Raw genomic sequence first — 25,931 nt, 5'->3', positions numbered from 1 at the left:
TTTTTATGCGTTTGCGTATCCCCTTCGCTACCACCGCGCTTGTGGCTGGCATGTTAAGCGCCACCCAGGTCAACGCTAATACCGTTGACCTGACCATGTACTACCCGGTTTCAGTGGGCGGCGCGCTAACTAACGTCATTGACGACTTAGTGGCCGAGTTTGAGAGCGAGCATCCCGACATTTCGGTAGAAGCCATCTACGCCGGCAACTACGACGACACCCGCGTGCGCACCATGTCGGCAATTGAGTCAGGCGATACACCGCAGCTATCGGTGATGTTCTCCATCGACCTTTACGAACTGGTTGAACAGGACGCTATTGTGGCGTTCGATGATCTGGTCGAAACCGATGAAGAGCGCGACTGGCTTGACGGCTTCTACCCAGGATTGATGGAAAACGGCCAGTTGGATGGCAACACCTACGGCATTCCTTTCCAGCGCTCCACCATTGTACTGTTTTGGAACAAGGACGCTTTTGAAGCGGCCGGTTTAGATCCTGAAACCCCGCCGGAAAACTGGCAGGAAATGGCCGAGATGGCGGCGACGATTCGCGAAGCCTCCAACGGGGAGCAGTGGGGCGTGATGGTGCCGTCTACCGGCTACCCGTACTGGATGTTCCAGGCGTTCGCGTTTCAGAACGGCCACCGCTTGATGAGCGAAGACGGCACCGAGGTCTATTTTGATGACCCCGCCGCCGTTGAAGCGCTTGAGTACTGGGTGTCGCTAGCAACCGAACATGACGCCATGCCAGATGGCACCATCGAATGGGGCACGCTGCGCCAGAACTTCCTTGAGCAATCTACCGCCATGATGTGGCATACCACCGGCAATCTAACCGCCGTGCGCAATGAAGCCGGTTTTGATTTTGGCGTCGCCATGCTGCCCATGAACACCCAGCGCGGCAGCCCCACCGGCGGCGGCAACTTCTACGTCTTTAAAGATGCCTCTGAAGAGGAGCAGCGCGCTGCGATGACGTTTATCCGCTGGATGACCGCACCCGAGCGCGCCGCCGACTGGTCGATTGAAACAGGCTACATGGGCGTTAGCCCCGCCGCTTACGAGACTGACGCGCTGCGCGAATACGTGGAGAGCTTCCCGCCCGCCGCTGTTGCCCGCGACCAGCTGGAATATGGTACTGCCGAGCTTTCCACCTATCAGGGTGGCCGCATTCGTCGCACGCTGGATAACGCCGTTCAGGCAGCGTTAACCGGCCAGATGGAACCGGAAGCCGCGCTTAACCAGGCCCAGCAGGAAGCGGACGCCATACTGCGGCGTTACGCACGTTAAGCCCTTTCTTACCCATTCGCCGGGGTTCGCCCCGGCGTTTCCTATAAGTAGCCGTTCCCCATGGCATTAACCGCCCACCACAAAATGCAGATGTATGGCGCGCTGCTGTTACTGCCCGCTGCCGTGCTGTTAGCCACTTTTGCGTACCTGCCCACGATTACGACCGTGATTCAAAGCCTGTTTCTGCCCGGCTTTCGCGGTGCCCCGCCGGAATTTGTCGGGCTTGAGAATTATCGTTTTTTGTTCGATGACGCCAAGTTCTGGAAGGTGGCGCGCAATAACTTGATCTACGCGTTGGGCACAATCCCCGCCTCCATCGCCCTAGCGTTGGGTATGGCGCTGTTCGTCAACGGCAAACTACCGGGGCGCGGCCTTGTGCGTATGGCCTACTTCACACCAACTATTTTGCCCATGATTGCCGCCGCCAATATCTGGATGTTTTTCTACGCCCCGCAAATTGGCCTGTTTAACAAGCTGCTCGGGGCGTTGGGGTTTTCCGGGGTGAATTGGCTGGGCGACCCAAGCGTCGCGCTGGGCTCGGTGATGGTGATGTCGGTCTGGAAAGAAGCCGGCTTTTTTATGATTTTTTATCTCGCGGCGCTTCAAGGCATTCCGCCCGAGCTTAAAGAAGCCTCCGACCTTGAAGGCACCAGCCGCTGGAGCTTCTTCTGGCGAGTGACGTTTCCGCTCTTGATGCCCACCACCCTGTTTGTGCTGATCAACGCATTAATCAATGCGGTACGCGTGGTTGATCACCTGTTTATTCTGACCAAGGGCGGTCCCAATAACGCGACCAATCTGCTGCTGTATTACGTCTACGAAAATGCCTTCTCGTTTTTTGATCGCACCACGGCGGCCACCATTACGGTGGTGATTCTGCTGGTACTCGCGGTGGTCGCCACGCTGAAGTTCACGGTACTAGATCGCAGGACGCACTACCAATGAGTTCAACGACAATACACTCAAGCGCCAAAAAACCTGCGCCTCGATCTCGCCAACTATCACTGCCATCGCTTGAAACTCTGGCGGCGTGGCTATTGGCGGTGATTTGGATTTTTCCGCTATTGTACGCTTTTTGGGCGGCCTTCCACCCCAGCGAATTTATGGTGCGTTTTGATCTGTTCGCCCCGCTGACGCTGGATAATTTCGCTAACGCTTGGGCGCAGGCGCCCTTCGCCCGCTATTACTTCAACACCTTTGCTCTGGTTACCGGCGTGGTATTGGGCCAGTTTGTGGTGTGTACGCTGGCCGCTTTTGCCTTTGCACGGTTTCCCATTCCGGGTAAAAACCTGCTGTTTATGCTGGTGCTGATTCAGCTGTTTGTCTTTCCCGAAGTGCTGATCGTGGAGAACTACCGTATCGCCAGCGAGCTGGGGTTAATCAATACCATCACCGGTATTGGGCTGCCTTATGTGGCCAGCGCCTTTGGCATTTTTCTATTACGCCAGACGTTTAAGACCATTCCCCGCGAGCTTGAAGATGCCGCGCGCATTGAGGGCTGCAACTGGCTGGAAATTCTCTGGAAGGTCTACGTGCCACTAGCCAAGCCTACCTACCTGGCCTATGGGCTGGTTTCCATTAGCCATCACTGGAACAACTTTTTATGGCCGCTGGTGGTCACCAACTCGGTGGAAAGCCGCACGCTAACCGTTGGCTTGGGCGTATTTTCCGCCCCGGAAACGGGGGTTAACTGGGCCACCGTCAGCGCGGCCACGCTGCTCAGCATCGCGCCGATGTTAGTCGCGTTTCTGCTCTTTCAGCGCCAGTTTGTGCAGTCTTTCCTACGGGCTGGCATCCGTTAGGCTTAGTACGAGAACCCTAATCAACGGGCAAGCGGCTTTTCGTGCGACAATCCCCGCTCGGCAAAAAGGAGAGCGAGGATGCACGGCGAACCCAACCCGGCGGCCCTCAAGGTGTTGCAGGAAGTCTTTGGCTACGACAGCTTTCGCGGCCCGCAGCAGGCGATTATTGATCATGTGGTTGCCGGTGGCGATGCACTGGTATTGATGCCCACCGGCGGTGGAAAATCACTGTGCTACCAGGTCCCTGCGCTGTTGCGCGACGGCACCGCCGTCGTGGTTTCCCCGCTGATCGCACTGATGCAGGATCAGGTGGCAGCACTCGTTCAAAACGGCGTACGCGCCGCCTACCTCAACTCCAGCCTCGACTATCATGAAGCGGTCGAGGTGGAGAGCCGCCTGCGCTCAGGCGAGCTGGACCTTCTGTATGTCGCTCCCGAGCGGCTTGCCACGCCGCGCATGCAGGCGCTTCTGGAGCAGGCCAGGATTGCCCTGTTTGCGATTGACGAGGCCCACTGCGTTTCCCAGTGGGGCCATGACTTCCGCCCTGAGTATCGCCAACTCTCTCAGTTGCATCAGCGCTTTCCCCAGGTGCCGCGCATCGCGCTCACCGCCACCGCCGATGTGCCCACGCGAGGCGATATCATTGAGCACCTGCAACTGGGCGAGGCAGCGCTTTATAACAGCGGCTTTGACCGCCCCAACATCCGCTACCATATCGCTGAAAATCAGGGCAACGCCCGTGAACAGTTGCTGCGCTTTATCCGCGACAACCACGCAGGCGAAGCCGGGATTGTGTACTGCCTATCTCGGCGCAAGGTAGATGACACCGCCGCCTGGCTTGAGCGCCAAGGACTAACCGCACTGCCCTACCATGCAGGACTCCCCGCCGAGCAGCGCCAGCATCACCAGACCCGTTTTCTGCGTGAAGATGGCGTGGTGGTAGTGGCCACCATCGCCTTTGGTATGGGCATCGACAAGCCGGACGTGCGCTTTGTCGCCCACCTCAACCTGCCCAAGAGCATTGAAGCTTACTATCAGGAAACCGGCCGCGCCGGGCGCGATGGCCTCCACGCCGATGCGTGGATGGCTTACGGCTTGCAGGATGTGATTACGCTGCGTCAGATGCAGCAGGACTCCAGCGCAGATGATCACCAGAAGCGTATCGAGCAGCAAAAGCTCGATGCCATGCTGGGGCTTTGCGAAATAATCAGCTGCCGCCGCCAGGCGCTTTTGCACTACTTCGGCGATCATTTGGATGCGCCCTGCGGTAACTGCGACAACTGCCTGACGCCGCCTGAGACCTGGGACGCCACGGTGGCCGCGCAAAAGGCGCTGTCGTGTGTCTACCGCACCGAGCAGCGCTTCGGCGTCACCTACTTGGTGGATGTGTTGCTGGGTAAAAGCAACGAGCGCATCACCCGCTTTGGTCACGACAAGATCAGCACCTTTGGCATCGGCAAGGATCTCTCGGCCAACGAATGGAAGGCGCTGTTTCGCCAATTGATTGCCAGCGGCTTTCTAAGCGTGGATATGGAAGGTCATGGCGGGATTCGCTTAACGGCAGACGCCAAGCCGGTGCTACGCGGCGAGCAGCCGCTAACCCTGCGCAAGCCCAGCAAAACCAGGACCGCCCGGCGCGGCAGCAAGAGCAATTCGGCAGCACCCGGCCACGGCCCTTTGTGGGAAGCCCTGCGCCAGCACCGCAAGGCGCTTGCCGAAGCCCAGGGTGTGCCTGCCTACGTTATCTTCCACGACGCCACGCTTGCCGAAATGGTCGAGCAGAAGCCGCAGAATTTGCAGGCGCTTGGCGATATCTCCGGCATTGGCGCACGCAAACTTGAGGATTATGGCGAAGGCTTTCTAGCGGTGATTCAAACCCACGACGATGCCACGCTTTAAGTATAGAGGCCGTTATCGGCAGTGTTCACCACGGGCGATAGCGGCTTGGTCAAACACGCCGGTATCCAGCACCCAGCCGGTGACTAGCGCGGCGGGCGTAACATCAAAAGAAGGATTCCACACCGGCGCATTCTCCGGCGCCCAGACGACCTCCCCGAATGCCCCGGTGGCTCCACGTATTTCAGCGGCGTCGCGCTGCTCAATCGGAATGTCATCGCCGGTGGCGCAGGCCTTGTCTACCGTGGTGTAGGGCGCCACTACGTAGAACGGCACCTTATGGTAGTTAGCGACCACTGCCAGCATGTAAGTGCCCACTTTATTGGCGAAATCCCCGTTGGCGCAGATACGGTCGGCGCCGACCATTACTTTATCCACTTTGCCGGCGGCCATCAGGCTTGCGGCCATGCTGTCGGCAATCAGTTGATATGGAATATCCAGGTCGGCCATTTCCCAGGCGGTTAATCGGCCGCCCTGAAGCAGCGGGCGGGTTTCGTTAACGTACACATGCAGCGCTACGCCGCGCTTTTTGGCGACCGCCAGCGCGCCAATCGCCGTGCCAACACCGGCCGTGGCCAGGGCGCCGGTATTGCAGTGAGTAAGCACTCGCTCGCCGTCATTCAGTAAGTCCGCGCCGCGCTCGGCCATCTGCAAACACAGCTCGCGGTCCTCTTCAAACAGCATGGCGGCGCGCTCAGCAAGCGCAGCCGGCCCTTGAGCAAAGCAGGCCTCCATGGCATCCAGGCAGTACATCAAATTAACTGCCGTGGGGCGCGTAGCCCGTAAGTGATCACTTACCAGCTGCCATTCGCTCTCCTGCCCTGGATGTTGCGCGGCATACTGCGCCAGCACAAAGGCCGCACTCAGGCCGATTAATGGCGCGCCGCGAATCGCCAGGCTTTTTACCGCCACCTGCCAATCTTCTGGGCTTGCACAGCGTACCCACGTTTCGGCCTGCGGCAGGCGAGTCTGATCCAAGTACTCAAGCGAGTCGGCGTACACCCGTAAACTGCGTGACTGAAGATGAGGCATCAGGGGCTCCTTGAGTACTGCGATAAAGAACGTATGGAAAGAACGAATACGGCGCATGGCTTATCAGCCGCGGAGCATATCATATAGAATGAAAGCCTTTGAAAGCGACGCGATACTGACCCTACGATGACATTACAAGACGAACTGCTAGCAGCGATCTCTTGGGCGGCCCAACAAGGCTGGACGCCCGCCACGGGCGGTAATTTTTCTGCCCGAGTGCCGCAAGGTTATCTGGTCACCGCCTCGGGCCGTGATAAAACGCACATTCAAGCCGATGACTTATTGCTTTGCGACCTTGAAGGGCGCGTACTTGAAGGCAGTGGCAAACCCAGCGCCGAAAGCGACCTTCACGCGGCACTTTATCGGATGGATGAACAGATTGGCTGCGTACTGCACACCCACACCGTGGCAAGCACCGTTCTTTCGCGTCGTTTTCCTGAAGGCATTGCGCTAAGCGGCTTTGAAATGCAAAAGGCGCTACAGGGTAATAGCACGCATGACGCCACCATTCACTTGCCGGTGGTCCCCAACTCCCAGGATATGAGCGAGCTGGCCGACCATGTACGGGCAGGTTGGCCGATGCCCTGGGGCTTTCTGGTGGCGGGCCACGGTATTTATGCCGTGGGCAGCAGCATTGCCGAGTGTCGCCGCCATTTGGAAGCCATTGAGTTTTTACTTGCCTGTGTCCTTGAAGAGAGCCGGTGGTCCAAATGATCAATCATCCAGATGTTAATAAGCCAAGTCTTGATAACACCAGCATTCGCGCCGTGGTCACCGATATCGAAGGCACCACGACGGATATCAGCTTTGTGCATAAGGTGCTGTTCCCCTACGCTCATGATCAGTTGCCCGAGTATGTGTACACCCACTCGGCCCAACCTGATGTGGAAGAGCAGATAGACGCGGTACGCAATGAGCTCAATGAACCGGACGCCTCGCTGGATAAAGTCGTTGAAACCCTGCTCTACTGGATCGAAACTGATCAAAAAGTTACGCCGCTCAAAGCGCTTCAGGGCATGATGTGGGCTGATGGCTACCAGCGTGGCGCCTTTAAAGGGCATCTGTATAGCGATGTCGCCCCACGCCTTCGCCAATGGGCAGAGGCCGGAAAGCAGCTTTATGTTTACTCATCAGGCTCCGTGCAGGCGCAAAAGCTGCTGTTTGGCTACAGCACAGAGGGCGATTTAACCCCGCTGTTTAGCGGCTATTTCGACACCCATATTGGCCACAAACGCGAAGCCTTGGCGTATCAGCGTATCGTCAGCAAGCTACAGCTTCCCGCCGACGAAATCCTGTTCCTATCCGATGTGGTAGGAGAATTGGATGCCGCCAAGCAGGCGGGCATGCAGACGCTGCAACTGGTGCGTGAAGGCACCCAGGCAGGCACACAGCACGCTTGCGTGACAAGCTTCGATGAGATCGATCTGTAACGGTTCAAGCTTTTAACTAGCGGAGAGCGCCTTAATGTCACAACTTAAAGTATTTGCCGATCAAGACCCGAACAGCGCGCTGGTCGATATTACCGACGGCGAGCAGATCAAGACTGAGCTCAACCGTGTAGGCGTGCTGTTTGAACGCTGGGCAACGCCGGGCGAAATTGCCGACGACGCCACTCAGGACGATATTCTGGCGCTCTACCAGGATGATATCGAGCGGCTAAAAGCCCAGGGCGGCTACCAGACGGTGGATGTGCTGCACATGGTGCCTACGCATCCTGAAAAGGATGCCATGCGCCAGAAGTTTTTAAACGAACATCGCCACTTTGAGGACGAAGTGCGCTTTTTCGTCAAAGGCCAAGGGCTTTTCTGCCTGCATATCGACGACAAGGTGTATCAGGTGCTGTGCACCCGCAACGACCTGATCAGCGTACCCGCCAACACGCCCCACTGGTTCGATATGGGCCCCGCGCCTGAATTTACCGCGCTGCGTTTCTTCGACAACGTAGAAGGCTGGGTGCCCCACTGGACCGAGAGCGATATCGCTGGCAAGTTTGACCGGATTGATCAGCTGTAAATATCGGCAGTAACTAAAAGGACGCGGGTTCAATTCCCGCGTCCTTTTTTGCGCTGGCCTCAGGCTTTTCGTGCTTGCCATATGCCCTGCCACGGCGATTGACTTTCCAACCCTCGTTACCGATGATCTTGCGCCCTTCACAGCGTATGCCTACCAAGGAGAAACGTCTTGCAAGCGAGCGTGCTTGATATCCAGGGGATTCATAAATCCTTTGGGAACAATCAGGTCTTGCGTGGCATTGATATGCATATCAATGCTGGCGAAGTCGTCGTATTGATGGGCGCCAATGGGGCAGGCAAGTCGACCCTGGTTAAGGTACTTAGCGGCTACCACGCAGCCGACCACGGCCAGATGCAGCTTGCCGGTATGCCCTACCACCCCCGCGATGCGCGTGAGGCGATTCACCAGGGCGTGGTGACCGTGCATCAATCCATCGATGACGGCGTTATCCCCGACCTGGACGTGGCCAACAACCTGATGCTGGATAGATTAGCCTCCGGCGCGCACGGCTTATGGGTCAGCGCTAAGAAGCTTCGTCAGCAGGCAAGCGAAGTTGCCGACGCCATGGGCCTGGATATCGACCTGAACGCCCGCGTTGCCGATCTTTCGGTGGCCGACCGGCAGATGATCAGCATTGCCAGGGCCATGGCCCACGCCCCCAGACTTTTGATTCTGGATGAACCGACCTCATCGCTCTCCGCCTCTGAGGCCGAGCGCTTGTTTACGGTGATCGACCGTTTGCGCGCCCAGGGTGTGGCGATTATGTATATATCGCACCGCATGTCCGATATCAGACGCTTGGCGGATCGCATCATCTGCCTGCGCGATGGCCAGATCTCCGGCGTATTCGATCAAGCGCCGCTGGATCTTACCGCCGCTGTGCACGCCATGCTGGGCCAAGCGATCAAGAATGCTGATATCGAACCGGCCACACCGGGCGCGCCTATCCTCACGCTGCAAAGTGTCGAACTGGCTCAAGGGGCGGCGCCGGTCAGTTTGAGCGTGGGTGACGGCGAAATCGTCGCATTTGCCGGCCTGCTGGGCAGTGGAATGTCGGCGCTTGTCGAAACCCTGTTTGGGCTGCGCTCTTTAAGCAGCGGCACCATGCAGGTTGATGGCCAGCCCTATGCGCCCGCCAATGTACGTGAAGCGCTTGCCCGGGGCGTGTTCATGTCGGTAAAAGACAGAGCGACCAACGGTGTGATTGGGGATTTCAATATCGCCGACAATATGACGCTGCCGTTTTTAAAAGCCTTTACCCGTGGGGCGTTTCTGAGCGCGCGTCAGCAGCGTGCTAGCACGGAACAGATGATTGCCCAGCTGGGGATCGTCTGCCAATCCCACGCGGATTCGATTGGCACGCTTTCCGGGGGCAACCAGCAAAAGGTCATGATCGGGCGCTGGCTTCAATCGCCCAGCCGCGTGTTGCTGCTAGATGAGCCCTTTCAAGGCGTGGATATCGGTGCCCGGCAGGATATAGGCCGTCATATACGGGCAACCGCCAAAGGGCGCGCCACGCTGGTGTTTGTCTCTGAACTAGACGAGGCGATTGAAATCGCTGACCGAATTATTGTGTTACATGAAGGAGCCATTGCTGGTGAGCAATCCAACCGAGATATCGACCTCAACGCCCTCGTCGCCCAGGCCTCCGGAAAAGCCTGACACCAGCGCCGCGAAAGCTCGCTGCCTGGAGCTAGCCATTCGCTACGGTTTCTTGCTGTTGCTGGTGGCGCTAGTCGTTTACTTCAGCCTGGCGGCCTCAGGCTTTGCGAACCCGCGTTCGGCGGTATTTGTGCTTCAGTCTGTGGCAATTACCGGCATTCTGGCGTTGGGCGTGACCACCACGCTGGTGGTAGGCGGGTTTGACCTATCCATTGGTGCCGTGGCCACCACCTCGTTGATGCTGGCGGCGTATTGCATGGTGGTGCTTGAACAGCCCGCCTATGTGGCCGTGGCAGTCTGCCTGTTGATGGGTGCGTTCATCGGGCTTATTAACGGCCTGCTGATCGTCAAGTTCCGCATCCCTGACCTGTTGGCCACCCTGGGCATGATGTTTTTGCTGATTGGCCTTCAGCGCATTCCTACCCAGGGCAACTCTATCGCCACCGGTATGTCGCTGGCCGATGGCTCCACTGCGGAAGGCACGTTCTCGGCGGCGTTTCTGTGGCTGGGCAGGCACCGCTTTGACCTGATTCTGGAGCGTTTGATTCCGGTGCCGGTAGTGGTGTTCGTATTGATCGCGGTCGCTATCTGGCTGTTTTTAGGCTTCACCCGTCACGGCAGGCTGATGTATGCCATTGGCTCCAACGAGCGTGCGACCGCCTTGGTGGGGGCGCCGGTAGAGCGCTACAAGATCGCGGCGTATATGATTTCTGGTGTTACTGCCTCGATTGGCGGTATTTTGCTGGCCGCCCGTTTAGGCCGGGGAGATATTGCCAGTGGTAACAACCTACTGCTGGATAGCGTGGCCGCGGCGCTAATTGGCTTTGCCGTACTGGGCGCTGCACGCCCCAACGCATTTGGCACGGCCATGGGCGCACTTTTTGTGGGGATTCTTCTTCAAGGCATGACGATGATGAATGCACCCTACTACACCCAGGATTTTGTTAAAGGCGCGGTACTGGTGGTGGCGCTCATGTTCACCTTTTATCTCTCCTCACGGCGTGGCCAATCAGGCCGTCATTAATTAATAAACGCATCAACGCTAAAAACGTTAACAATCGGGACACCGCTATGCTTAAACACCGTATGCTCAAACGCTTTGCTGTAAGTTTTACCGCCGCCATGGTGCTACTGGGAACGAGCCTGACAACAGCTGAGGAGCGCCCGGCACCCTTCGATGCGCCGGAAGATGTCACCATCGCGCTTATCCGCTATATCTCCACGGGCGATTTTTTCCAAGCCTATCTGTCGGGTGTAGAGGCGCAAGCCGCTGCGCTGGGCGTGGATCTGCGCGTGCTGGATAGCCGCCAGGATGCGGCCCTGCAGGCAGATATGGTGGACCAGGCCATCGCGCTCGGCGTGGACGGCATCATCATTCAACACGGGCTGCCGGAGTCCATGAAAGACGCTGCCCAGCGCGCTGTAGAGGCGGGTATTGATGTTGTGGCATTCGATGTGGAAGTGGACAACCCCGCCATCCCGCAAGTCGAGCAGTCCGATTACCTGCTGGGCGAGTTGGTACTTAACCAGGCGCTACAGGATAACGGTGACCGCTTTACCGCAGGCTATGTTTACGTGCCAGGTATCGCGCCGCTTGATCGCCGCAACGCCGCTTGGGAAGATTTTAAAGAAACTCACCCTGGTGTGACCGAAGCCGCCGTATTCGGCACGCTGGATAACCCGATCGCCAACTCGGTTGCCAATCAGGCCCGCGCGGTGATTCAGGCCAACCCAATGATTGATGTGTTCTTCGCGCCCTATAATGAGTTTGCAGCGGGCGTGAAAATAGCCGTGGATGAAATGGGACTGGGTGAGGATATCGCTATTTATTCCGCCGATATCTCCACCTCCGACATTGCCGCCATGCGTGAACCCGGCTCGCCCTGGGCCGCAACGGTTGCCACCAACCCAACCGTGGTGGGTGAAGTCTCGGTACGTACGCTGGCGCTATTAATGGCCGGTGAAGCGCCCGGCCAGCAGGTTATCGTGCCGCCCACACTGATTACTCAGGACTTCCTGAACGATAACGCCATCACCAATATGGGAACGCTGGGCGAGAATATGCCGCAGTTCTCCCATGCCGAAGTAGCGCTTGCCGACTGGCTGCCCCTGCCTGAGCGTTAATCCTGCCCAGTGCTAAACCAGCCATTCAAAAGCTGTGCAACGCTGGAACTGATAGCGGGCTTTTTTATGGTTACACGGAGGCGGGTTCAATCAGAACCCGCCTACCTTCCAAGCGTATATGTTCAGCTTGAAACAATCTTGCCAGCCAATCCTTCCAGCTGCATCGTCTCCTTGGGCTGGAAATGGATGACCGAACGGATCGATTTCCCTGCGTGCAACAAGTCGAAGGCGGTGTTGATCTGATCGTGCGCCATATTGTGGGTAATGTAGGGGTCGACATCGAAGTCGCCGCGTAACCATTCATCGACCATCCCCGGCAGCTGGCTGCGCCCTAGCACACCGCCAAAGGCCGAACCTCGCCATACACGCCCGGTCACCAGTTGAAAGGGCCGCGTAGAAATTTCTTCGCCCGCACCCGCCACGCCGATCACCGTACACTCGCCCCATCCTTTGTGGCAGCACTCCAGTGCCGCACGCATCACGTTGACATTGCCAATGCATTCAAAGGAGTAATCTGCGCCGCCATTGGTCATTTCGACGATGACTTCCTGGATGGGCTGCCTGAAGTCGGCGGGATTAACGCACTCCGTGACACCCATGTCCCGTGCCAGCGGGAACTTGTTGGGGTTGGTATCGATACCGATAATACGGCCAGCGCCGACCATTTTGGCGCCTTGAATTACCGCCATGCCCACCGCGCCTAAGCCAAAAACCACGACGGTCGCGCCAGGTGTAACCTTGGCAGTATTACGCACCGCCCCCATCCCGGTCGGCACCGCGCAGCCCATAACACTTGCCTTGGCAAGGGGCGCCTCTTTAGCAATTTTTGCGACCGCAATTTCAGGCAGTACCGTGTATTCGCTGAAAGTGCTGGTCCCCATATAGTGATGGATCATCTTCCCTTTGTAAGAGAACCGCGAGGTGCCGTCGGGCATCACGCCGCGCCCTTGTGTCTCGCGAATCGTCTGGCAAAGATTGGTTTTACCCGACTTGATATAGGGGCAGTTGGGGTCTTCGGGCGTGTAGAGAGGAATCACGTGATCCCCGGGCTTAACCGATGTAACACCACGGCCCACTTCCTCGACGACCCCTACGCCTTCGTGACCGAGCACGGCAGGGAATAGCCCTTCAGGGTCGCGACCCGAAAGCGTGAACATATCCGTATGACAGAGGCTGGTGGTAACAATGCGGACCAGCACTTCACCGTCTTTGGGACCTTCCAGGTCGATTTCTTCAATTTCCAGTGGGCGGTTCGGCTCCCATGCAATCGCGGCGCGCGTTTTCATTTTCTCTCCTTTTACTTGAGCCAAAATGATACGTTATAACGTTTTGTTAAATTACCCCAGCGAGTACTCCGGTCAAATCAAGACAGAGTTCACGGCAATCAGGCCTCGAAAGAGTAATACCCATGAAAAATGACGAAGCCAATAACATCCCAGGGATCACAGCAGCCGAAAACAGCGACCGTGTACATCTCATCATTTATCCGGGGTTTAAAATCATGGAGGCCATCGGACCGCTCAGCGTATTCACCTACGCCAACAAACGCTTGGCCGAGCGAGGCGATCCGCGACGTTACAAGGTGACGCTGGCCGCCCCACAGCCTGGCGTGATTGCGTCGGAGACGATGGTGCCACTTCAAGCACAGAGCGGGCTGCCTGAAAATGGCCCGCTTTCAACCGTAATGGTGGCAGGCGCTGCCGATATCGAAAAAGCACTCACCAGCCAACCCGCACTTATCGATTGGTGTCGCCGTCGGGCAGATGATGTTCAGCGCTTCGCCGCGCTATGTACCGGGTCATTTTTTCTCGCTGAAGCGGGGCTTCTTAACCGCCGTCGTGCGGCAACGCACTGGCACTACGCGGCCCTGCTACAGCAGCGTTTTCCCGCGTTGCAGGTAGATGCCGATGCGATTTTTGTGCAGGACGGTCGTTTCTGGACTTCCGCCGGGGTGACGGCCGCGATTGATCTGACGCTGGCATTTGTCGAGCAGGATTTTGGACGCGATCTGGCGCTGGGCGTAGCGCGCGATCTGGTGGTTTATCTCAAACGCCCGGGTGGCCAGTCGCAATTTAGCGCCGCCCTCACCAGCCAAATGACGGGTTCGCCCAGTATGCGCGAGTTACAGAGCTGGCTTATCACTCATCTTGATAAACCTTTAAAGCTTGCAGATATGGCCGCCAAGGCGGGTATGAGCCCCCGCCATTTCAGCCGCACGTTTCTTGACGAGTTTGGCATGACGCCATCGGCCTGGCTTGAAAACGCCCGTTGTGAACGCGCCAAGTCGCTGCTGCTCGACACAGCGCTGCCCATGAAAAGCATTGCCTGGCGCGCGGGATTTAGCTCCGACGAACAGATGCGCAAGGTGTTTTCTCGTCGTTACGCGCTGACGCCTACCGCCTATCGGGCACGCTTTCAAACCGCCCGCACGCCCCTATCGCTTCATTGATTACGATCATCACATCACCACTGCCATTCGCTGCGCGCGACGGCGTTGTGAGCATGCAGGCTCTCTGCATGCACGACCTTGAGTTGAAATCCCGTGACCCAAGGCATTTTGCGCAGCGTGTTATCCACACGCTTGGCGGCATCTTCACAAAACATCAGGTTTTGGCCATTGGCGAGGGCGAAGGCCTGTTCATCGATACGCTTCACCGCCGTCTGCAGCGCGGTGCCCAGGGCGTTCTCGACCCGGTCGATGGTGGCTTCCAACGGCAGTGTGTCGCCACTTTCTGGTGACAGACGCAACGAGCAGGTGACGTCACTTCGCTGACTATGGGGAGTTGCCAGTATGCCCTCTTCACTACCGAGCCAAGCCGATACCGCTGACTTGGTTAGCGGTATTTCTTCGAAGTCTTCTGCAAAGGCTTGCTGAATGAGCTGTCGGGCTAACGCCGCCGAGCAGGGGCAGGTCGATGAGTAGCCTATTTTAATATCCAACTGCGCTTGGAAACCCGCTGGAGTCAGTTGGCAATGTAGCGAGAACGGGTAGTTTTTCCATCCTGCGAGCGGGCTAATTAACGCGCTGCGTTTAAGAGGCATATTGCCCTCAACACTGAGATACGCATGTTGGGACAGACCGCCCTGGCCCTTTACAAATGTGTCCAATACCGTGTGAACGACAGGTAGTGTCAATGTCTCATTCTCTAGAGCATCCAGCGCTAGATATAAGCGCGACATATGGATCCCCCGGGTGCCCGGCTCATCAAGGCTGACGCCCGCATTTACCGTCACGTTAAGCGTCATATCGTTTAAGCGAATGGGCAGCGCGATACCCTCCATCCCTACCCATGATAAAGCGCCTGATAGCGTCGGCCTTTGGCGTGCAATATCGGGTAACGTCACAGCGGTCATTAGGCACTCTCTTTAGAGGTTTGAAAAAAGCGGTACATCTCAGCCACGCTCTCCGGCGACACGTTCTGCGTGATGAAAACAAATCGGGAAACTCGATCACTCACGCTGCCTATGGGCAGCTCTGCAGGCGGGTGAAAGATATGCTGTACGCCGTGTAACGCCAGCGGTGACTCCCTGTCGGTAAGGTGCACTACCGCTTTGATACGCAACATTTTATCGCCCATCAGCGACATCAAGATATCCAGCCAGCTCTCTAACGTGTCGGGGTGGATTGGCTCCTCAACGCTAAAGCAAAAGGCATTGATACTGTCGCCGTGCGATGTGCTGTCGGGCTGGGCCGCGTTCAACAATGAATGCTTACTTAGCGAAAAAGCAGCGCCGGCGTGTTGATCGGCGGGCTGGATTGTATAGCTGCCCGCCTTTAGCCACTGATCAACCTGATAGCCCGCCTGTTCACTGCGATAAAGCCCTGCGCCGACCAGGAGGCTGGCGGAAAGCTCGCCGTTAATTACCTGCCACTGCTCGGCCGTGGGGTTAATTCTCGCGAGCTGGTTGGCCAGGGTAGATACCTCGTTTTGCTCGGCCAAGTCGGTCTTGGTGAGTAACAGCTTATCGGCGATGGCTACTTGCTGCTGCGACTCGCTATGGGCGGTAAGCGTTGCGGCGCCATTGACTGCATCAACACAGCACACCACGCTATCAAGCTTAAAACGATGCGCTAGCCAGTGGTCGGTCATCAGCAATTGCAGTATGGAAGTGGGCACTGCCAGGCCCGTGGTTTCGATCACCACGCGTGAGGGCAAAGGCTTATCTTGTGCCTGAATATCTTCCAACGCTTGCTGAAGCGTACGACTAAGATCGCCGCGCAGCGTACAGCATAGGCAACCGCTGCTCATTTCGATAACAGCTTGCTCATCGCTATGGGTGATGAGCAGGTGGTCCAGCCCAATATCACCAAACTCATTGATAACCACCAATGTATTACGCATTGACGATTGGTGTACCCAACGATTGAGCAGCGTGGTTTTGCCGCTTCCCAAAAAACCGGTAAGCACGTTAATGGGAATGAGCGAGGGTGTCGTCATAACGGGTTACTCCCACCTTGCTTTGCGGTAATGATTTTCCTGGCTTTCCTGACGCTCTTTGGCCTCAATACATAGCCGCGCGGTGGGTCGGAACAGCAAGCGGGCAATACCAATAGGCTCGCCAGTCTCGTCACAATAGCCATAGTCGCCGTTATCGATCCGTCTCAAAGCCGCATCGATATTATTCACCAGGCGGCTTTCCCGGTCGGCCTGGCGTAGTGACAGGCGCAGCTCCTCTTCAAACGAGGCCTGATCGGCTTCATCGCTGTCACGTTCGTGAGAAGCGATTACCTCTTTCATTTCCGTTAAATGCGCTTGAATTTCATAGCGCTCATCCAGCAAGCGCTGGCGAAAAAAAGCCAGCTGCTCGTCGTTCATATAGTCGCAGGCAGGCATGGCCAATATCTTGGCCTTCTGCGCTTTATCCGGCGACTCACGCTGTGTTAATGCCGTGGTAATTGGCTTATTCATACATATACCTTGCGCTATAAATTACGTTATAACATACCAAATAAAGACGAAAAATTTAACGTTAATAGCGACCTGACTCACTAGCTAAGCGTAACAGCGTGCCCTTAATCGTTTTATACGAGCGGAAAATCGCTACTGCCTAAAACTCATTATGGATAGCCTTATAACCCTGCACCAAATCATTGTTGGTGCGAGCGACATCCTCAGAAAACGCACTCGCTTCGCTGGGCACCTGGCTTAAACGCGTCAAATTGGTATCGGGGCCAATTCGCTCAGTAGAAGGAACATAAAAGTTCGCTGGCAGTTGGCAACCATCGACCACCGCGTTGTAGCGCACTACGCAGCCATCGCCAATCTGGCAATTGAAAAGTACGCTGTTAAAGCCGATGAACACGCCACTACCCACCGTGCAGGGCCCATGCACAATAGCGCGATGAGCAATCGAGGTACGCTTACCTATCGTTACGCTGGCCCCCGATTTGGAGTGGATCACAACGCCATCTTGAATATTGGAGTGTGCACCGATCACCATCGGATCAATATTTCCATGCGCATCCATTTCATCGGCTCTGATCACGGCGTAGGGCCCGATGAATACGTTCTCTTCCACGATGACCAATCCACAAATGATAGCCGTGGGATCAATAAAAGCACTGGGATGAATCGTTGGCAGGTCACCACGTGGATTTTTCCTAATCATTGGTAACTTATCCTTATTTATCATAAAGCAGGGGAAGTGTTGAGGCAGACCAGATGGGGCTTACGGACTACAGCAAGGGGACTCAAATATGCTGAAATCAATCTCAGTCAAAACTCATATTGTTATAGTATAACATACCAAATAAATATAACGAATGCTCTCAATCGTAACGTTACCGGGACAGGGATATTTACTGGGCAGGCTGCGCAATCAGCAACTTGAACGTCTCGTCGTACGCCTTCCTTATACCCCCCCCCCTGCGTTAGAGGGTTGTCCAACGCCAGGGGGCAGCTCATCGGGCGATTGCGGCTTTTTTAAAGCATGTCTTTTATAGAAGGCTGTTTATAGAACATCCTGACGGTTATACGCCTGGGCCAGTTCAATAAGCGCAGGTATCTCACAAACCGCCTCAGGATTCATAATAAGCGCCTGGCCCATCAACACATTGCGGGCTTCAAGCCGGGCGCGCAGGGCAGTGTCTTCGATCTCTTCGAAATCCGCATTATGGGCCAGTGACAGCACCCGGCGGTGCATCTCGATACCGCAGTAGGCCAGCGCATCCAGGCGAATCTCCTCCAACAGCGCATCGCAGGCATCGTCCGCGCTGTTGCCTTGGTCTTCAAACAGCGCCCTGGGGAACAGAATGCCGGCGCGCTCGGTTTGCCATAAGTGGCGGAACTCGGCATCAAAGCTTGTGAAGCACGCCTCAATGACGTCGAGAATCCACGTCTGGTACGCCTCCAGTTCGTCATCCTGGCGGTGGGCAGGCTGACTAAAGTACGCCATCAGGAAGTTGGCTACGGCCATTCCCAAATCAAAGGCCATCGGCCCGTACTGGGAAAACTCAGGGTCGATCACGCGCACGTCGGTGTCGGTCGCCATGATCGAGCCCGAGTGCAAATCACCGTGGAGCATGGTTTCGGTGTTGGCGGTGAACTTCATCAATAGCCGCTGAACCCTGGCTTTTAAGCGCGCGTTGCGGCGCAGCTCGTCCACCACCGGCGAAAGCTCCGGCGTGTGGTGATTCATCTCGGCGCCATAATAGGGGTCGGTGAACACCAGCGATTCCGTAATCGCGGGAATGGCCACGTTGCCGGAGAAAAGCCCCACATCCTGTTTCTTCTCAGGGCTTGGCAGGGAAAGCTCCGAGCCGCGAAACGCCGTGCGCGCGCAGAACTGGCCGATGATTTCCCCCAAGCGAGCCACGCGCTCACCTTTAATCAGTTTGCGACGCAAAATCGTGTGCGGGTAAAGATACTCCATCACAAACAGGGCCTGGGGCTTATCGAAATAAAACACCTCCGGCGCAATATTGGGGGCACGCTTGGCCTGGCGCACCAGGGCGTAATACTCAAAATGGGCGCGGTAAAGCGGCAGCGGCCAGCTTTCGCCCACCATACGAACATAGGGCAGCGCCTGCTTAACCACCACACTGCCCGTGGTACCCGTCACGATAAACACCAGGTTCAGGTTGCCATCGCCCACCTCACGAATTTCCCAACTCGCGGGGTCGCCGCCTACCCGGCTGGCGACTTCGTGTACATCACCCAGCCGCGTTGCCAGCGTATCGACGGATAGCGCTTCATAACGCAAGGCCGCTTCTGATTGACCGTTTTCCACAGCGTGCTCCTCAAGCCAATTTTTGGGGTATTTGCCATTACCTGAGGGCCAATGTCAAATAGATACCCGCGGCTGCGGCTACCTCGCCGACCACTTACTACCTGCTCATATCAAAAACCTAACGCCCTGTGCGGCAAGAGGGCTGCGCAATCGGTCAGGGAGCGTCACGTCGGTAATCACCGCGTCATAATCGGCTAGTTGTCCCGCCGCACAGCGCAGCGGTAAATCAAACTTGGTGCTATCCAACACCAGAACGCGCAAAGCCGCATTGGCCAACAGCGCTTCACGCGCCATGACCTCATCGTCGTTATAATCGAAAAGATTGCCGTGGGCATCCATGCCGCCTACCGAGACAATGCCTACATCCGCTCGGTAGCGTTGAAAAAAGCGCCACGCGTCGCCGCCAATCACGTCCTGGTCGCGGCGGCGCACCCGGCCGCCCGCCACCACCAGCTCACACTCCAGGGCGGATAGCCTGATAAGCGCGTGAAGATTATTGGTCATGATATGCAGGCCCTGTTTGTCGTGCAGCGCGTCGGCCAGCTGTTCAACGGTGGTGCCGGTGCCTAGAAACAGCGACTGATGAGGCTGAATCAATGAAGCGGCCTGGCGGGCAATAAGGCGTTTTCCAGCTTCATTGACGATCTGGCGCTGGTCGTAACCGATATTTTCGCGGTCGGGAAACGGCAGTACCTCGCCGTGGCGCCGCAGCACCATGCCCTTTTCGGCAAGAAAGCGAATATCGCCGCGCAGCGTTTGTACGGATACCCCAAACTGACTGGCCAGCGCCTCTAGCGAATGGCGCCCCTCTTGGCGCACCCGCTCAAGCAACGCTCGGCGACGCTCGTTTAAGCCTTTCATTCTGCTCTCATCTCCCCTCTTTTTTATTAACGAAAGACTTTCCGATGCTTACGAAAGCTCTCCTCCTTCAAACGAAAGGGTAGTGTCACGATGTTGTAAGGTGATGACAGTAGTGTGAGGAGGGTCAACTCACTGGAGACTTTCTGATGCTCAAGCGCTCACTCTGCACCGCCATTGCTCTTACCACCACGATGGCAAGTTTGGCTCTTTCGGCAAACGCCGTTGCCGACGACAAGCTCGTGCTCTACACCAGCCAGCCCAACAGCGACGCCCAGCAAACGGTCGATGCCTTCCAGGCAGCCTATCCGGATATTGAGGTGGAGTGGGTACGCGACGGCACCACGCGATTGATGACCCGACTGCGCTCCGAGCTTTCCGCCGGGGTCAGTAACCCGGATGTGCTGCTGATCGCCGACAGCATGACCATGGAGTCGTTAAAGCAGGAAGACCAGCTTCAGGCTTATTTGAGCCCTAATCGTGAAGCCTTTGATGCCGAGCTTTTTGACCCCGAAGGCTTCTACTACGGCACCAAACTGATCACCACCGGTATCGTGTATAACACCGGCGCTGACGAGCAGCCGCAAAGCTGGCAGGACCTGCTCAAGCCTGAATATGAAGGCTTAGTGACCATGCCAAGCCCGCTTTATTCGGGGGCTGCCCTGATTCACATGGCAGCGATTAGTGAAAATCCTGACCTGGGTGAAAGCTATTACGATGCCTTGCATGACAACCGTACCGAGGCCCAAGGCGGTAACGGCGGGGTATTCAACGCAGTGGCAGCCGGCACCAAGCCTTACGGCATCGTGGTGGATTTCCTGCCCATCCGCGAAGCGGCCAAAGGCTCGCCGGTCGAGTTTGTCTTCCCTGAAGAGGGTGTGAGCGCGGTCACTGAACCCGTCGCCATTATGGCCGGTGCCAAGAACGTCGACGCGGCTCAGAAGTTTGTCGACTTCGTACTCTCGGAAGAGGGTCAGCAGCTGGTCAGCGAGCAGGGTTATCTGCCTGCCCACCCGGGTGTTACGCCGCCGGAAGGCTTCCCGGCCCGCGACACCATCGAGCTGATGCCCGTCGATATCGCCCAAGCGCTTGAGCAGGAAGAAGCCCTGAAGCAGCGTTTTAGCGACCTATTCGGCGGCTGATCATGTCACCGAGTCTTACCCAAGGCAGCCAGCACCGCTGGCTGCTTACCCTTTTGACGCTTACCGTCGTCCTGCTGAGCCTGGCGCCTAGCCTGCGTCTTTTAGTAGAAGCGTTAAGCGACCTGACCCAAGGGGGCAACGCGCCGCTATGGCGTGTGCTCCAGTCTGCGAGTACCTGGCGAGCGCTGTGGCACAGCCTGTATACCTCGTGGCTGGGCATGCTGATTGCCCTTGCGCTGGGCAGCCTGTTTGCGTTTGTGATTACCCTCACCGACATTCGCGGCAAGGCGTGGCTAGTGTTCTGTTTTATGTTGCCGATGATGATTCCGCCCCAGGTCACGGCACTTAGCTGGTTACAGCTATTTGGCCCGGCAAGCCCGCTATTAAAAAGCATCGGTATGGCGCCGCCGTTGGGCAGCCCGCAGCCGCTCTACTCGGCGGAAGGCATCGCCCTGCTGTTAGGTATTCAAAGCGCCCCGCTGGTGTTTCTGGCGCTGCGCACCTCGCTACTTTCTCTACCCCGCGAACTGGTCGAAGCGGCCCGCATTAGCGGCGCCCGGCAGAATCAGGTATGGCGGCATATTGTTCTGCCCGTGACGAGAAGCGGCCTGGTGGCCGGTGCCGCCATGGCGTTTATCTCAAGCCTGGGTAACTTCGGCATCCCGGCCATGCTGGGCATTCCAGCAAGCTACTACGTACTGCCTACGCTGATTTATCAGCGCATGGCCAGTTTTGGCACCGGCGTACTGGCTGAGATGGCCGCCCTTTCGCTGCTGATCGGCGTGCTGGCGCTGGCGGGTGTGGCGCTTCAGCAACACTGGATGGGCCGCAGCCGTTTTGGGCTGGTGGGGCATAGCGGGCGCGCCCATGATTTCTCACTCGGCCGCTTTCGCGCGCTGGTCACGGTGCTGCTGGTCAGTGTGTTGCTGGTCATTCTTGTCGCGCCGCTGGTGGCGCTGGTAGTCAGCTCGCTGGTGCCGGCCATGGGCGTACCGCTCAACGCCGATACCGCCACTTTGAATGCCTACCATGAAGTAATTGGACGTCAGGGCGCTACGTGGCGCGCCATGCGCAATAGCTTTTGGCTTGCCGGTGGTGCAGCCGTGGTGCTCATGCTGTGCAGCCTGCCGCTAGCCTATCGCCTTCAGCGGCTTCCATCGCGCCTGCAAAACCTGACGCTGAGTATTATCGAGCTGCCTTACGCCCTGCCCGGCGTGGTACTCGCAATTGCCTGCATTCTGCTGTTCGTGCGCCCACTGCCCATTATCAACGTCGCACTGTACGGCACGCTGGGGCTGATCTTCGTGGCCTATCTGGCACGTTTTCTGGTGGTGTGCCTCAAGCCGGTCAGCGCGAGCCTTGCACAGCTTGACCCTTCCCTTGAAGAAGCCGCCCAGCTCGCCGGTGCCGGCCCTTGGCGCCGCCTTTCCACTATCGTGATGCCGTTGATTGCACCTGCGCTGTTTGCCGGTGGGCTTTTAGTGTTTCTGCTGGCTGTCAACGAGCTGACCGTCTCAGCACTGTTATGGAGTGCGGGCAACGAAACCCTGGGCGTGCTGATTTTCAACCTTGATGAAGGTGGCGAAAGCGTTCTGGCCTCAGCGGTGTCCGTGCTGGTCGTGCTGATGGTCGCTTCACTCATGCTGTCGCTTAGCCTTCTGGCCCCGCGTTTACCCAAAGGAGTCGTGCCATGGCAGGGCTAACCCTCAAGCAAGTCACCAAACAGTTTGACGAACACAAGGCCGTGGATGGCCTTTCATTAACGGTTGAACCGGGTGAGTTCGTCGCCCTGCTCGGCCCCAGCGGCTGTGGCAAAACCACCATGCTGCGTATGCTGGCCGGGTTTGAGCAGGTAAGCGGCGGTGAAATCCATCTGGGCGATACGCTTCTGGCCAGCGAGCAGCACCACGTGCTCCCCGAGCAGCGCAACATGGCCATGGTGTTTCAATCCTACGCGCTGTGGCCGCATATGAACGTCGCCGATAACGTCGGCTACCCGCTAAAACTACGCGGCGTGCGCGGGGCGGATTATCAGCGCCGCGTTGAGCAGGCGCTTGCCCTGGTGGCGCTTGAGCCCTATGCCCAGCGCACGCCTCAGGACTTAAGCGGCGGCCAGCGCCAGCGCGTGGCACTCGCCCGCTGCCTAGTCACCGACCCGTCAGTAGTGCTTCTGGATGAGCCCTTGGCGAACCTAGATCGCCACCTGCGCGCCTCCATGGAGCACAGCTTTGCAGATTTTCACCGTCGCACCGAAGCCACTATGGTCTACGTCACCCATGACCAAAGCGAAGCCATGGCGCTGGCCGACCGTATCGCGGTGATGCAGGCGGGCAAGCTGGTGCAGTGGGCCACGCCCGAAACGCTCTACCGCGAGCCGCGCACGTCCTGGGTGGCAAGCTTTATCGGCCAGGGCAGCCAGTTAATGATAAGCACCGGCGCACCGGGCAGGCGTCTTAGCGGCCATGAGCTGATGCAGGGGCTGACGTCTCCCGCTTCCCAGCGTCATCAGGCAGTGCTGGTGCGCCCGGAGCATATTCAGGTGCATCCCGAGGCGCCCAGCCAGCAGGACTTAACCGCTCGCGTTGAACGCCAGACCTTTCGTGGCGAGCGCTATGAGCTTCATCTGCGCATGGCCGGTGGCGAAACGCTGCTCGCCTATCATTCCCACGCCCTAAAATTGGGCCAACAGGTGGCGCTAACGCTCTTGGAAGGCTGGTGTTTGGAGCCGGACCAATGAGTGCCAGCATCAATATATTGAGCGGCCTGGGCGATAAAGGCCCCGCAGCTATTGTGGTGGAAGCCAACGGCAAGCGGCTTCTGTTGGATGCCGGCGGCGCGCTGCACCCAGGCGAGCCAATTACCTGGGCGCGCGGGCTTGATGTCGATGCGGTGATTATCAGTCACGACCATATCGATCATATTGGCGGCGTCAGCGAGCTACCCGCTACGCTACCGCTTTACTGCACACCGCTGGTGGCTCAGGCGCTTCCCGATGGGCGCGCCTGGCAGTCACTGCCCGAGCGGGGCACCTGCCAGATCGCCGGTATTACGGTGACTACCGGGCAGGCGGGCCATTCGTTGGGCGGGGTTTGGATTCACCTGGATGTCGAGGGCGGCATTTTCTACAGCGGCGACGCCTGCTTTGAGTCCCGGCTGTTTCCGTTTGATACGCCGCCACCGGCGCGCATTGCGCTACTGGACGCTTCTTATGGCACCTACGATCAACCCCAGCAGGCATGTGTGGACGCCATCAGCGAAAACTTGAGCCGCCCACTGGTTTTCCCGGTGCCTGAATCAGGCCGAGCGCTTGAGATGGCACTTTGGCTAGCCGAAGAAGCAGGCGCTCGCGGGCTTTCGCTTGCTATTGACCCGATTATTCGCGCCAATCTACAAACCCTGCTGGCGCTCCCCGCAACGCTGCGCCGCTCCCATGCGGATAAAAGAATAGAAGCGCTTCTGGCGCGCTCCGATGCCTCCCAGCCAAGCCTCAAGCTGATCAGTGACCGCGATGATACGGCGGCCATGTGGCCAGGTTTTCACCTGCTGCACACCGGTTACCTGACGCCTTCGCGCTGCGCCGAGCTGGCCGCTGGCGACATCCTCTGGCAGCGCTGGAATGTGCATCTGCGCGCCTCGCACCTGGTTGCGCTTGCCGATCAGGTAAATGCCGAACGAGTGGTGCCGCTGTTTACTCATTTATCCGAACCGGCTCTTAGCGCCTGGCGCATGTTACTCGGTGCGCGCCTCACCACACAAAAGACCCTGTTCTTGAATACTTACGCCTTGAATACTCACACCTTAAATAACCGGAGCCCTGCATGACCCAAGCAGTGATTGTCGATGTTGACGGTACGTTAGCTGAATTTCACCCCACGAAAGTACACGAATGGGTGTTAGGCCCCGCCAAGCAGTGGGACCCCTTCTTTGCGTTTATGGCCGAAGCGCCAGTGATCGAACCAGTCGCCCGGCTGGTGAAATTATTAAAAGCCCAGGGCCAGCAGATCATCATTTGCAGCGGCCGCCCGGACACTCACCGCGAGCATACCCACGAATGGCTGACCCGCAACGCCATACCGTTTGACGCCATGTACCTGCGCCCCGATGGCCATGACCACGTGGATGACGAAGCGGTCAAGGAAGCCCTGCTCAGCACCATGCGAGAAGACGGTTTCGAGCCTTGGCTGGTGCTGGACGACCGCGATGCAGTCGTCGCCCAGTGGCGCGCCTTGGGCCTTACCTGCCTGCAATGCGCCCCGGGTGATTTTTAACCAAACGCCGCCCGAACGATATTTTTCTAACGCCTACTTCTTGTTGAGCTTCTTGTAACGCTGTTCGGCCCTCTTGATGGTGGCGATTTTTTCGGGCCGCTTCATGGATTTCCAGTGGCGAATTTCTTCTATGCTTCGCCCACAGCCGGTGCACATGCCGCCCTTCAACTGACAGGCGGATATGCAGGGACTATCGATTTTCTTGGCCATCAGTGCCTCACACTTCGCGCGCGCAGTCGGTGCTGCCAGTTGCCGCCATGGGTGCGCTGGCACGCCTGTTCACTATCTAAGTCGATGTGCGGTGTGATGCTATCCAGCGCCACACCCGCCTCAGCCAAAGCGCTGGCCGTGAAATCATGCAGGCGCTGTTTGGCTTCGCCCTTTAGCGCTGAGGCTAAATGGGCATCGGTATCAAATACCCAGATAACCACCAGGCTTTCGGGGAAGTGTTGGTAGTCCACGCAGTGAGTTAACCAGACGAATCCAACCACCTCGGCCTTGGCCTGCTCACAGACTTCAGTCAGCGAAGCAACAAGCTGGCGCTCCAGCTTGCCGCGTTCCCGTTTAACAATCATTCAACCACCTGACGTAACAAATAAAAGAATATGACTATGTTAT

The 25,931-nt window shown here is 57.4% G+C and carries 26 protein-coding genes; 16 read left to right on the top strand and 10 right to left on the bottom strand.

Features of this window, described 5'->3' with window-relative positions:
* The first annotated feature begins 5 nt into the window (after positions 1-5).
* The 4 genes from ACT3T6_RS10935 to recQ all read left to right on the top strand — a co-directional run bounded on the left by ACT3T6_RS10935 (position 6) and on the right by recQ (position 4,987).
* Complete coding sequence (locus ACT3T6_RS10935; RefSeq protein ID WP_193054264.1) at positions 6-1,286, top strand: ABC transporter substrate-binding protein; 1,281 nt, start codon at positions 6-8, stop codon at positions 1,284-1,286.
* 60 nt (positions 1,287-1,346) lie between these two features.
* Positions 1,347-2,231 (top strand): carbohydrate ABC transporter permease, encoded by an 885-nt coding sequence (locus ACT3T6_RS10930; protein ID WP_087111098.1) that lies wholly within the window; start codon positions 1,347-1,349, stop codon positions 2,229-2,231.
* Positions 2,228-3,088 (top strand): carbohydrate ABC transporter permease, encoded by an 861-nt coding sequence (locus tag ACT3T6_RS10925; RefSeq protein ID WP_193054263.1) that lies wholly within the window; start codon positions 2,228-2,230, stop codon positions 3,086-3,088. The genes ACT3T6_RS10930 and ACT3T6_RS10925 overlap by 4 nt, the downstream gene beginning before the upstream one ends.
* A gap of 78 nt (positions 3,089-3,166) precedes the next feature.
* Complete coding sequence (gene recQ, locus ACT3T6_RS10920) at positions 3,167-4,987, top strand: DNA helicase RecQ (protein ID WP_193054262.1); 1,821 nt, start codon at positions 3,167-3,169, stop codon at positions 4,985-4,987.
* A gap of 12 nt (positions 4,988-4,999) precedes the next feature.
* Here the strand turns inward: recQ and mtnA are convergent, their stop codons facing one another.
* The gene (mtnA, locus tag ACT3T6_RS10915) at positions 5,000-6,016 is read right to left on the bottom strand and encodes an S-methyl-5-thioribose-1-phosphate isomerase (protein ID WP_193054261.1); all 1,017 of its coding nucleotides are present in this window, start codon (positions 6,014-6,016) and stop codon (positions 5,000-5,002) included.
* A 126-nt stretch (positions 6,017-6,142) separates the two neighbouring features.
* On the opposite strand from mtnA, the gene mtnB reads away from it, so the two are divergent.
* From mtnB to ACT3T6_RS10885, 6 genes are all read left to right on the top strand, one after another.
* A complete protein-coding gene (gene mtnB, locus ACT3T6_RS10910) occupies positions 6,143-6,730 on the top strand; it encodes a methylthioribulose 1-phosphate dehydratase (protein ID WP_193054260.1) in 588 nt (195 codons plus the stop codon).
* Positions 6,727-7,446: an acireductone synthase gene (gene mtnC, locus ACT3T6_RS10905; RefSeq protein WP_193054259.1), complete on the top strand. Its 720-nt coding sequence runs from the start codon at positions 6,727-6,729 to the stop codon at positions 7,444-7,446. Before mtnB ends, mtnC begins: the two co-directional genes overlap by 4 nt.
* A 34-nt stretch (positions 7,447-7,480) precedes the next feature.
* Positions 7,481-8,029, top strand: a complete 549-nt coding sequence (locus tag ACT3T6_RS10900) for a 1,2-dihydroxy-3-keto-5-methylthiopentene dioxygenase (RefSeq protein WP_193054258.1) — start codon at positions 7,481-7,483, stop codon at positions 8,027-8,029.
* Positions 8,030-8,197: 168 nt separating this feature from the next.
* Positions 8,198-9,691 (top strand): sugar ABC transporter ATP-binding protein, encoded by a 1,494-nt coding sequence (locus ACT3T6_RS10895; RefSeq protein WP_193054257.1) that lies wholly within the window; start codon positions 8,198-8,200, stop codon positions 9,689-9,691.
* The gene (locus ACT3T6_RS10890; protein WP_287076845.1) at positions 9,627-10,715 is read left to right on the top strand and encodes an ABC transporter permease; all 1,089 of its coding nucleotides are present in this window, start codon (positions 9,627-9,629) and stop codon (positions 10,713-10,715) included. Before ACT3T6_RS10895 ends, ACT3T6_RS10890 begins: the two co-directional genes overlap by 65 nt.
* Before the next feature lie 47 nt (positions 10,716-10,762).
* On the top strand, positions 10,763-11,815 hold the full coding sequence (locus ACT3T6_RS10885; protein WP_226913543.1) for a substrate-binding domain-containing protein: 1,053 nt from the start codon (positions 10,763-10,765) through the stop codon (positions 11,813-11,815).
* Positions 11,816-11,937: 122 nt separating this feature from the next.
* Here ACT3T6_RS10885 and ACT3T6_RS10880 read toward each other — a convergent pair whose 3' ends face one another.
* Complete coding sequence (locus ACT3T6_RS10880) at positions 11,938-13,101, bottom strand: S-(hydroxymethyl)glutathione dehydrogenase/class III alcohol dehydrogenase (protein WP_193054256.1); 1,164 nt, start codon at positions 13,099-13,101, stop codon at positions 11,938-11,940.
* Positions 13,102-13,223: 122 nt separating this feature from the next.
* Here ACT3T6_RS10880 and ACT3T6_RS10875 point away from each other — a divergent pair, with 122 nt between their 5' ends.
* Positions 13,224-14,264, top strand: coding sequence for a GlxA family transcriptional regulator (locus ACT3T6_RS10875; RefSeq protein WP_193054255.1), 1,041 nt, complete (start codon positions 13,224-13,226; stop codon positions 14,262-14,264).
* Between the two features lie 14 nt (positions 14,265-14,278).
* On the opposite strand, the gene folE2 is transcribed toward ACT3T6_RS10875, so the two are convergent.
* The 6 genes from folE2 to ACT3T6_RS10845 all read right to left on the bottom strand — a co-directional run bounded on the left by folE2 (position 14,279) and on the right by ACT3T6_RS10845 (position 19,906).
* A complete protein-coding gene (gene folE2, locus ACT3T6_RS10870) occupies positions 14,279-15,169 on the bottom strand; it encodes a GTP cyclohydrolase FolE2 (protein WP_193054254.1) in 891 nt (296 codons plus the stop codon).
* The gene (locus tag ACT3T6_RS10865; protein ID WP_193054253.1) at positions 15,169-16,254 is read right to left on the bottom strand and encodes a CobW family GTP-binding protein; all 1,086 of its coding nucleotides are present in this window, start codon (positions 16,252-16,254) and stop codon (positions 15,169-15,171) included. The genes folE2 and ACT3T6_RS10865 overlap by 1 nt, the downstream gene beginning before the upstream one ends.
* 6 nt (positions 16,255-16,260) lie before the next feature.
* Positions 16,261-16,725: an RNA polymerase-binding protein DksA gene (gene dksA / locus ACT3T6_RS10860; RefSeq protein WP_264298661.1), complete on the bottom strand. Its 465-nt coding sequence runs from the start codon at positions 16,723-16,725 to the stop codon at positions 16,261-16,263.
* A gap of 139 nt (positions 16,726-16,864) precedes the next feature.
* Positions 16,865-17,425 carry a gamma carbonic anhydrase family protein gene (locus tag ACT3T6_RS10855; protein WP_193054252.1) on the bottom strand — a complete coding sequence of 187 codons (561 nt, stop codon included), beginning with the start codon at positions 17,423-17,425 and terminating at the stop codon, positions 16,865-16,867.
* A gap of 342 nt (positions 17,426-17,767) precedes the next feature.
* Complete coding sequence (mtnK, locus tag ACT3T6_RS10850; RefSeq protein ID WP_193054251.1) at positions 17,768-19,045, bottom strand: S-methyl-5-thioribose kinase; 1,278 nt, start codon at positions 19,043-19,045, stop codon at positions 17,768-17,770.
* 105 nt (positions 19,046-19,150) lie between these two features.
* Complete coding sequence (locus ACT3T6_RS10845) at positions 19,151-19,906, bottom strand: DeoR/GlpR family DNA-binding transcription regulator (protein ID WP_193054250.1); 756 nt, start codon at positions 19,904-19,906, stop codon at positions 19,151-19,153.
* A 146-nt stretch (positions 19,907-20,052) separates the two neighbouring features.
* Between ACT3T6_RS10845 and ACT3T6_RS10840 the strand changes: the two genes are divergently transcribed.
* The 5 genes from ACT3T6_RS10840 to ACT3T6_RS10820 are packed head-to-tail and all read left to right on the top strand — an operon-like array spanning position 20,053 to position 25,313.
* Positions 20,053-21,045, top strand: a complete 993-nt coding sequence (locus tag ACT3T6_RS10840; RefSeq protein WP_193054249.1) for an ABC transporter substrate-binding protein — start codon at positions 20,053-20,055, stop codon at positions 21,043-21,045.
* 2 nt (positions 21,046-21,047) lie between these two features.
* Positions 21,048-22,748 (top strand): ABC transporter permease, encoded by a 1,701-nt coding sequence (locus ACT3T6_RS10835; protein WP_193054248.1) that lies wholly within the window; start codon positions 21,048-21,050, stop codon positions 22,746-22,748.
* Positions 22,736-23,782, top strand: a complete 1,047-nt coding sequence (locus ACT3T6_RS10830) for an ABC transporter ATP-binding protein (RefSeq protein WP_193054247.1) — start codon at positions 22,736-22,738, stop codon at positions 23,780-23,782. The genes ACT3T6_RS10835 and ACT3T6_RS10830 overlap by 13 nt, the downstream gene beginning before the upstream one ends.
* A complete protein-coding gene (locus ACT3T6_RS10825) occupies positions 23,779-24,867 on the top strand; it encodes an MBL fold metallo-hydrolase (RefSeq protein ID WP_193054246.1) in 1,089 nt (362 codons plus the stop codon). Before ACT3T6_RS10830 ends, ACT3T6_RS10825 begins: the two co-directional genes overlap by 4 nt.
* Positions 24,864-25,313, top strand: coding sequence for a phosphatase domain-containing protein (locus ACT3T6_RS10820; RefSeq protein WP_193054245.1), 450 nt, complete (start codon positions 24,864-24,866; stop codon positions 25,311-25,313). Before ACT3T6_RS10825 ends, ACT3T6_RS10820 begins: the two co-directional genes overlap by 4 nt.
* 33 nt (positions 25,314-25,346) lie before the next feature.
* Here the strand turns inward: ACT3T6_RS10820 and ACT3T6_RS10815 are convergent, their stop codons facing one another.
* Positions 25,347-25,523, bottom strand: a complete 177-nt coding sequence (locus ACT3T6_RS10815) for a DUF1289 domain-containing protein (RefSeq protein WP_193054244.1) — start codon at positions 25,521-25,523, stop codon at positions 25,347-25,349.
* A complete protein-coding gene (locus ACT3T6_RS10810) occupies positions 25,523-25,888 on the bottom strand; it encodes a hypothetical protein (RefSeq protein ID WP_193054243.1) in 366 nt (121 codons plus the stop codon). Before ACT3T6_RS10810 ends, ACT3T6_RS10815 begins: the two co-directional genes overlap by 1 nt.
* Positions 25,889-25,931: the final 43 nt, after the last annotated feature.

Source organism: Halomonas sp. 72 (genome assembly GCF_052379785.1).
In the GTDB taxonomy this organism is placed as follows: domain Bacteria; phylum Pseudomonadota; class Gammaproteobacteria; order Pseudomonadales; family Halomonadaceae; genus Vreelandella; species Vreelandella citrativorans.
Note: the sequence above shows the minus strand (reverse complement) of the source record. Positions and strands in the feature narration are given on the sequence as shown.